General features: G+C 69.1%; 8 protein-coding genes and 1 pseudogene. 6 read left to right on the top strand and 3 right to left on the bottom strand.

Annotation, left to right across the window (positions count from 1 at the left end; all coding sequences use genetic code 11):
* Positions 1 to 208: 208 nt before the first annotated feature.
* Positions 209 to 1,333 (top strand): hypothetical protein, encoded by a 1,125-nt coding sequence (locus E8M80_RS23020; protein WP_137128079.1) that lies wholly within the window; start codon positions 209 to 211, stop codon positions 1,331 to 1,333.
* Positions 1,334 to 1,625: 292 nt separating this feature from the next.
* Positions 1,626 to 2,300 carry a hypothetical protein gene (locus E8M80_RS23025; protein WP_137128080.1) on the top strand — a complete coding sequence of 225 codons (675 nt, stop codon included), beginning with the start codon at positions 1,626 to 1,628 and terminating at the stop codon, positions 2,298 to 2,300.
* A gap of 45 nt (positions 2,301 to 2,345) precedes the next feature.
* Here the strand turns inward: E8M80_RS23025 and E8M80_RS23030 are convergent, their stop codons facing one another.
* The gene (locus tag E8M80_RS23030; RefSeq protein WP_137128081.1) at positions 2,346 to 2,525 is read right to left on the bottom strand and encodes a hypothetical protein; all 180 of its coding nucleotides are present in this window, start codon (positions 2,523 to 2,525) and stop codon (positions 2,346 to 2,348) included.
* A 115-nt stretch (positions 2,526 to 2,640) separates the two neighbouring features.
* Between E8M80_RS23030 and E8M80_RS23035 the strand changes: the two genes are divergently transcribed.
* The 3 genes from E8M80_RS23035 (at position 2,641) to E8M80_RS23040 (ending at position 5,265) form a co-directional block, all read left to right on the top strand.
* On the top strand, positions 2,641 to 3,384 hold the full coding sequence (locus tag E8M80_RS23035) for a DUF1194 domain-containing protein (protein WP_137128082.1): 744 nt from the start codon (positions 2,641 to 2,643) through the stop codon (positions 3,382 to 3,384).
* 358 nt (positions 3,385 to 3,742) lie between these two features.
* Positions 3,743 to 4,396, top strand: coding sequence for a MarR family winged helix-turn-helix transcriptional regulator (locus E8M80_RS26765; protein ID WP_240790181.1), 654 nt, complete (start codon positions 3,743 to 3,745; stop codon positions 4,394 to 4,396).
* Between the two features lie 11 nt (positions 4,397 to 4,407).
* The gene (locus tag E8M80_RS23040; protein WP_255467549.1) at positions 4,408 to 5,265 is read left to right on the top strand and encodes a tripartite tricarboxylate transporter substrate binding protein; all 858 of its coding nucleotides are present in this window, start codon (positions 4,408 to 4,410) and stop codon (positions 5,263 to 5,265) included.
* Between the two features lie 3 nt (positions 5,266 to 5,268).
* Here E8M80_RS23040 and E8M80_RS23045 read toward each other — a convergent pair whose 3' ends face one another.
* Complete coding sequence (locus E8M80_RS23045; RefSeq protein WP_137128084.1) at positions 5,269 to 5,460, bottom strand: hypothetical protein; 192 nt, start codon at positions 5,458 to 5,460, stop codon at positions 5,269 to 5,271.
* Between the two features lie 372 nt (positions 5,461 to 5,832).
* Here E8M80_RS23045 and E8M80_RS23050 point away from each other — a divergent pair, with 372 nt between their 5' ends.
* Positions 5,833 to 6,033 (top strand): hypothetical protein, encoded by a 201-nt coding sequence (locus tag E8M80_RS23050; RefSeq protein WP_137128085.1) that lies wholly within the window; start codon positions 5,833 to 5,835, stop codon positions 6,031 to 6,033.
* A gap of 428 nt (positions 6,034 to 6,461) precedes the next feature.
* Here the strand turns inward: E8M80_RS23050 and E8M80_RS23055 are convergent.
* A pseudogene (locus E8M80_RS23055) lies at positions 6,462 to 6,901 on the bottom strand (IS3 family transposase); the annotation flags it as partial.

Consider the following 6,901-nt stretch of genomic DNA (forward strand, 5'->3'; position numbering starts at 1 on the left):
ACATGTGCGCGCGCTGCGGTTGAGCGGAGAAGGCTGTTGGGACTTCACGGAGCCGTCAAGGAGACGCTCCGCACGGCTGTGCAGACTCTCTCTAGCCTGGGGATCAGCGGTGCGGCGGCGGCATTGCGATCGGCGAGATCCTCGCGATACCGTGAGGCCGGCACGGTGGATGCTGTGCACTTGCTAACTTGGCCGGGGGGGCCTCGCAATGTCACAGCTTTGCCTCACACGTCGGCTTCGCCTGGTCTGCCTCGCCCTGGCATTGCTGTTGGGCGCTGGGCAGGCATCTGCTTGGCCGGATCTTGAGGAGGCCGTCGCCCTACTGCCCGATCCCGTCGAATCCGGCGGGACTTCGAGGATTTTCGAATACGCGCATTTCGCTCGGCTGCGGGCCGAGGGCGATATCGGGCGCGGCCTCGCCCAGCCGCTTGGCGGCGCCGGCGAGGCAATCACTCTGCCCGACGGCGTTACGGGTGCGCTTGGCGCGCCCCCAGACGCAATCAGACGCGGTCTCTTTGCCGGCACGCCCAACGAGCCCCTGACGATTCTCTGGGGCGAGGCGGGATTTGCCGCCACCGCCGCAGCACGGCTGCGGGCCCGAGGCTTCAGCGAGAGTCCTGCCACGGGTGGGACCTTCTTCTCGTGGCGGGACGAGGACGACATCGATGTCGCCCGGGCCGATCCGCGCGATCCGTTTTCCTTCAGCGGTCAGCCGCAGCGCCTACTGCTGACGGGGGACACCCTGGCCGGCACGGTGTCCCGTCCAGGCATCGAAACCTTGGCTGCACGTCTTCATGTTCCGCTCGCCGATCGCCCGGCGACGGCGCAGGTCATGGTCAATGTGATCGCAACGCTGCGCCAAAGGCTGCCGGGCGGCATCGAGATCTCACAGGCTTACGCGCATTGGCCGGATGCCTTCGCGCGTGGTGAGACCGACCGCCGACGGGCGGACCCCGACTATCGCGGGCAGCCGCTGCCCGACGGCGTGCAGCCAGACGATGCGCGGCTGTCGCCCTTTGGCTTCGCCATCCTGGCCTCCGGTACGCAGCGCCAGGTGCCAATCCTGCTTGTCGTGCTGGCCTACGACACAGAAGCCGATGCCAGTTTGGCAGCCCCCGTGGTGGTCGAGGGGCTGCGCCGCTTCGGGATGGTCGGGGAGGGTGCCGCGGCGGGTCGCGTCCTGGACTGGGTCGTGCCAGGCCAGGGATTTGTGCTGGCCGGCGCGGTGGTGATGTTTCCAGGGCGCCCTGCGGGGCATGCCTCCGAATTGCTGGTCCGCTGGGCTGACGCGATCCAGACGCTGCGCTTCCCGCCGCTGGACCTGTTTCATTAACCGCGTCGCTCGGTCACGCCGCCGCCCACCCCGGCGAATTCTAAAGGCCGGGCACCCTCGTAATCACGCTGTCCGGCACTGGCGGGCCGCTCAGCGGCTGGGGGCGGTCCTGCAGCATTCGGCATCATCCGGGCGCTGGCACTGTTGCAAGAGCCGCCGGATCACCGATACGCTGCAGGTCCGATGGGTGGATCGCTCGGCCATCTGTGAAATGTCGGTCCATACCGGGAAGGTCACTGCCCGACTTCGCCCGTGGGGCGCGACTGACGTCGCCCGCAATTGAGGAAGTGAGATGAACAGGCTCATCCCGCCCCTTGTCGCCGTGGCGGTGCTCGCAGCACTCGGTCCGATCCGCGTCCAGTCCCAGCCGACGGCGAACCCGGCCGCGATGACGTTCTTCGTGACGAGCGTCGGCACCGGCAATGGCGCCAACCTCGGTGGCCTTGCCGGGGCGGATGTGCACTGCCAGTCGCTCGCCCAGGCGGCCGGCGCGGGCGGCCGCACTTGGCGCGCCTATCTCAGCACCCAAGCGGTAGGCGGGGCGGCGGCGATCAACGCGCGAGACCGCATCGGCGCCGGGCCTTGGCGCAACGCTCAGGGCGTGCTGGTCGCGCAGAGCGTCGCCGAACTGCACGGGCAGAACAACCTGACGAAGCAGACCGCGCTGACCGAGCGCGGCGCCGTCGTGAACGGGCGCGGCGACCAGCCGAACACCCACGACATGCTGACCGGCTCACAGGAGGATGGCACCGCGTTTGCTGGCGCCGAGGACAGGACCTGCCGCAATTGGACCTACAGCGGGTCGGACGGCGCGGCGATGCTCGGGCACCATGATCGCATGGGGCTACCGAACGACCCGCGTGCCTCCTTCTGGAATGCGTCCCATGCGTCGCGCGGCGGCTGCTCGCAGGACGCGCTGCGCGGCACGGGCGGCGCCGGCTTGTTCTACTGCTTCGCGATTAACTGATCCGGCGCGGTCGGCCCGGCTTCCGCTGGCGGGCCCCAGCCAGGATCAGCCTTCCTGTCCCAGGTGCCGTAGCACTGCGTAGCCCGCCAGCACGATCAGCGCGACATGGCCGAAGGCGAGGCCCCAGGCCAGCTCGCACGCGCGGACCGTGAGGTGGAGCACCACACGGCAGAGCAGCGGCCCGACGAAGCCGCCCGCGTAGCCCCCCATGGAATGCAGCTCCATGTCGCGCCGCGCTGTTGGTGCAAATCATCGGGTTCCAGCCTCAGAGCCCATCCGGGAAGGTTTCGATTAGATCGATCGTGCATGGGCAGGTGCCGCGAGTGGAGGAAAGGCGATCATGTGGCGTCCGAGACTCCTGCTTCCGGACGCTCGGCGGCGCGCGGGAACGCATGACAGCGTCGACCTGCTGCTGGTCCTCGCCGTCGACGTCTCGGCTTCGATCAGCGCGGAGGAGGCGCGAATGCAGCAGCGCGGCTATCGGGCTGGGCTGCGCCATCCGCTGGTGCTCGGCGCCATCGCCTCCGGCCCGGTCGGGGCCATCGGCGTCGCCGCCGTCGCCTGGGCCGGCCTTGGCTTCCAGAAGCTGGTCGTACCCTGGAGGCGGATCGTCGGCATGCGCGACGCCCAGGCCTGGGGCGAGGCGCTGTCCACCGCCTGGGCGCCGGTCCCCGAGGAAGCCGCCGCGGAGGCCTTCCCGAACGGTTCCTTGACTTGCATCTCCCGCGCCATCGACTTCTCGCGCGACGTGCTCGCGCGCGCGCCCTGGGACGCCCCGCGCCGGGTCATCGACGTCTCCGGCGACGGACCGAACAATGAGGGGCCACCCGTCGAGGAGGCACGCGACCGCGCCGTCGCCGAAGGCACGACCATCAACGGCCTAACGATCGAGGGAGACCCAGAGCTGGCCCGGATGTTCGGGGCCGGCGCGAGGCTCGCGGACTACTACCGCGATGCCGTCATCGGCGGGCCGAGTGCCTTCGTGGTGGTGGCGGAGGATATCCGCGCCTTCGGCGACGCTGTCCGCCGCAAACTGATCCTCGAGATCGCGGACGGTCATGGCGCGGAAGGCCGTGCGCTCTGAGCAGTGCGTCAACTCAACCTGTCCGCCGGCACGTGGACGCCTGCCGCTCCGCCTGGAATGACCTCCTTGCCGAGACAGGACGCATCCGTTCTCTCGCCGATTTCGCGTCAGCTCGACCGGTAAATCCATAATGCGCTGGGTACGAAGGGGTATCATGCGCTCGCGCGCTTCGAGCCCGAGATAACCGCGCGCGTCGCCCACGGCGTCCAATCCAAGGGTGCGGGCCTTGCTGCGAATTTCAGCGCGCCTGTCCATTGAATGGTGCGCCTCATCGCGCAAAGCCGGGGCGGACGGGGCGGCCGGCATAAATGCGAAGAATTCTTCTTGCCGCAGGGATAATACAAAGTATTCTTCTCATATGCCCCACCGGACCGATCCCCCGTCGAGCCAACCCGTCCCCGTCATCCACCGGCGCATCCCCCAATACCTGGCGCGGCGCCTATGGCAGATCGCCAACACCTTTCAGAGCGAGGCGCATGCCGGCTTCGACCTTGCCGTCTGGAACGTCGCGCTGATCGCGCAGATCCAGACCACGCCGGGGATGGACCGCAACTGGCTGGCGGCGGCGATAGGCATCGACCCGACCTCGACCGGCCAAGCGCTCGCGGCGCTGGAGGCGCGCGGCCTCGTCGCCTGCCGCGCCAACCCGCAGGACCGGCGCGCCAATGCCTACGTCCTCACGCCGGCGGGCCAAGTGCTGCGCGCGGAGTTCGCGGTGCAGGCCCGCGCAGTGGCGCGCCGCCTGCTCGCGCCGCTGACCGAGGCCGAGGCCGAGACGATGCTCGACCTCATGGCCCGCCTCGTCGATGCCCATGAGACCCACGCCCGCCCCGGGGCCGGACGCCGGCCCCCGCGACGGGCACCCAGGGAGGAAACCACCCCATGTCCGACACCCCCCGGTCCCTCGGCCGCCGCACCGCCTGCGGCCTCGGCCCCGGCCTCGGCTTCGTCCTCGGCGGGGGTGGCGCCGCGGCGCAGTCGGCGGCCTGGCCTGACCGCCCCGTCCGCCTGATCGCGGCAGGGGTGCCGGGCTCCGGCATCGACCTGATCGCGCGCCTGCTCGCCGAGGGGCTGTCGCCGCGCCTCGGCCAGCCTGTGATGGTGGAAAACCGCGGCGCCGGCGGCATGGCGATCGCCGGCGAGGCACATGCGAGCGCACGTCCGGGCGAGACCCTGCTGCTCGCGCCGAGCGCGATCGCCTCGACCGTGCCCTATACCTTCGAAGGTCGGCTGCCCTACGACCCGGAACAGGACCTGCTTCCCCTCGGCCTGGTGGCGAGCGAGTTCCTCTGCCTCGCGGTGACCGCGGCCTCCCCGGCGCGGGATGTCGCGGGCCTCGTCGCGGCGTCGCGTGCGGCCCCGGGTGCGCTCAATTGGTACTCGGTGCCGGGTTTCATGGAACTGGCCTTCCGGCTGTTTCTGCACCGGCACGGGATGGACATGCCCTTCGTCGCCTATCGCGGCTCGCCGCAGGCGGTGATCGACCTCGTCGCAGGGCGCATCCAGGCGGCGATCCTGCCACTGACGCCGGCGCTTGCGGCGGTCCGCCAGGGGAGCATCCGCGCGCTCGCGACCACCTCCCGTCTTCGCGCTCCGAGCCTACCGGATGTGTCGACCATGGTGGAGGCCGCCGCGCCGGGCCTCGCCTACGACCCGTTCACGGCACTGTTTGGTTGGCGTGGCATGCCGCCCGGCGCGCGGGAGAGGATGGCGGCGGCGCTGTCCGACACGCTCGGCGACCCGGCCTATGCGGCAAGGCTCGGCAATTCCGGCATGCAGGCGCAAGCGGGCTCCGCATTGGCCTTGGCCGAGGTCATCGCGATGCAGCGCAGCCAGGTACAGACGGCGCTGCGCACCGTCGGCCCGCGGCGCGCGGGCTGAGGTTCAGCCGTGCCCACGACTGGACTGGACCTCCCGCCGCGAGATCCAGACGCCCTGCGGCGGCTCGCTGGTCTGCCAGAACGCGTCGATCAGGATCCTCTCGCCCGGATACCAGTGGCCGCCGATCGGAAGCCACACCGACTGGAGCAGGGTGACGCGACGCTGCGTGATGTCGTCGCGCGTAGTCCCCGTCAAATCCGCCGTGGTTGCGGAAGGCCGCGAGGTATTGCTTGGCATCCGCTGGCCGCTCCGCACTCATCGCGAGCAGCACTCTGTTGGTGATCTGGACCGGCAATCGGCGACGGTTCGAATCCCGGCGCACTCCCTCAGCCGGTTCCGATCCGTGACGTGCTCTCCGCCGGACCGGACGCTGCGCTGAGTGGCAGGTTTCCTCGGGTTTGCGGTGCAGACCTCTCGACCGGCCGGACGCGGAGACGGACGAATATCGCTCGCCGGAGGCCAGTTCTCTCCGGACCTCCTGACTTGGCTGATTTAGTACGGAACTCAAGATCTCAGGTAAACGGCCGGTTTCAGCGCGGTAGGCACTTGCCTCGGTTCGAACCCCACTTGCCCGAGATCCGCACTTCGAGAGCGAAAACTTCGGTGCGGCGGGGGGCAACGGTCAGCGGCGCGCTGATGGTCATCGCCATGGACACTGGCGATGCGCTGTTGAAGGCAATCCGGCGCACCCTGGCGTCTGCGGCCAACGCGGAAACGCTGGCCAATGCGAGCAGGAAAACGGGCCAAGTCTTCGTTGAGACCATCTGAAGCTTTTGACGGATCCATGCTCCGCGTCTCCGTCATCGAGGCTACCTCCATGGCTGTCTGCCTTGCCGATGTTCACCTGCCTTCCCCCGGCGCTGACTTGACTGGGTCAAGGTGCTGACGGGCTGCAGTGGTCTGGGTAATGCAAGCCTTCGGACGACCCATTCACCTACAGCGATGGTGAGCAGCCACATGCCGACAACCACGATGGCAGTGGTCAGCCCCGTGGCCTACGAGACCTTCGAGGACGTCACCGCAGATCTCCCGCGGTTCATCGAGAATGTCTAGAATTGCAAGCGGCTGCACTCGGCTCTCGGCTACCTCAGCCCCGTGCAGTTCGAGGAGCAACAGGCCCGGCGCCCTGTCAAAGCTGCAGCCTGACCCATGTCCGGCCCCAGGGGCCCACTCCAATCGGGGGTCCCGTTTGCGTGCCGATTGACAACGCGGATCGCCAGTGCCTCGCGCGTGAACTCGTCCACCACGCACAGCATCCGGAACTTCCGCCCATCCCGGGTCCGGTCCTCAACGAAGTCGTAGGCCCAGACGTGGTTCGGCCGCTCCGGCCGCAGCCGGATGCAGGACCCGTCCGCCAGCCAAAGCCTGGCGCGTTTCGGCTGCCGCTGCGGCACCTTCAGGCCTTCCCGACGCCAGATCCGCTCCACCCGCTTGCGGTTCACCGTCCAGCCCGCCCGCCGCAGCAGCGCCGTGATCCGGCGATAGCCGTATCGCCCGTAGCGCTTCGCCAGCTCGATGATGTCGGCCGTCAGCCGGGCCTCGTCGTCCGCCCCGCGCGGTACCTTCCGCTGCGTTGATCTGTGCTGCCCCAGCACCGCGCAGGCCCTACGCTCGGAGATCCCGATCTCGCGCACCA

The sequence above is a fragment of the Roseomonas sp. HF4 genome (genome assembly GCF_005222755.1).
Taxonomy (GTDB): Bacteria; Pseudomonadota; Alphaproteobacteria; order Acetobacterales; family Acetobacteraceae; genus Neoroseomonas.

Coding starts and splice junctions, on each gene's coding strand:
- E8M80_RS26765 (WP_240790181.1), top strand. CDS start 3,743: ATGCCCCACCGGACCGATCCCCCGTCGAGCCAACCCGTCCCCGTCATC.
- E8M80_RS23030 (WP_137128081.1), bottom strand. CDS start 2,525: ATGGAGCTGCATTCCATGGGGGGCTACGCGGGCGGCTTCGTCGGGCCG.
- E8M80_RS23035 (WP_137128082.1), top strand. CDS start 2,641: ATGTGGCGTCCGAGACTCCTGCTTCCGGACGCTCGGCGGCGCGCGGGA.
- E8M80_RS23025 (WP_137128080.1), top strand. CDS start 1,626: ATGAACAGGCTCATCCCGCCCCTTGTCGCCGTGGCGGTGCTCGCAGCA.
- E8M80_RS23020 (WP_137128079.1), top strand. CDS start 209: ATGTCACAGCTTTGCCTCACACGTCGGCTTCGCCTGGTCTGCCTCGCC.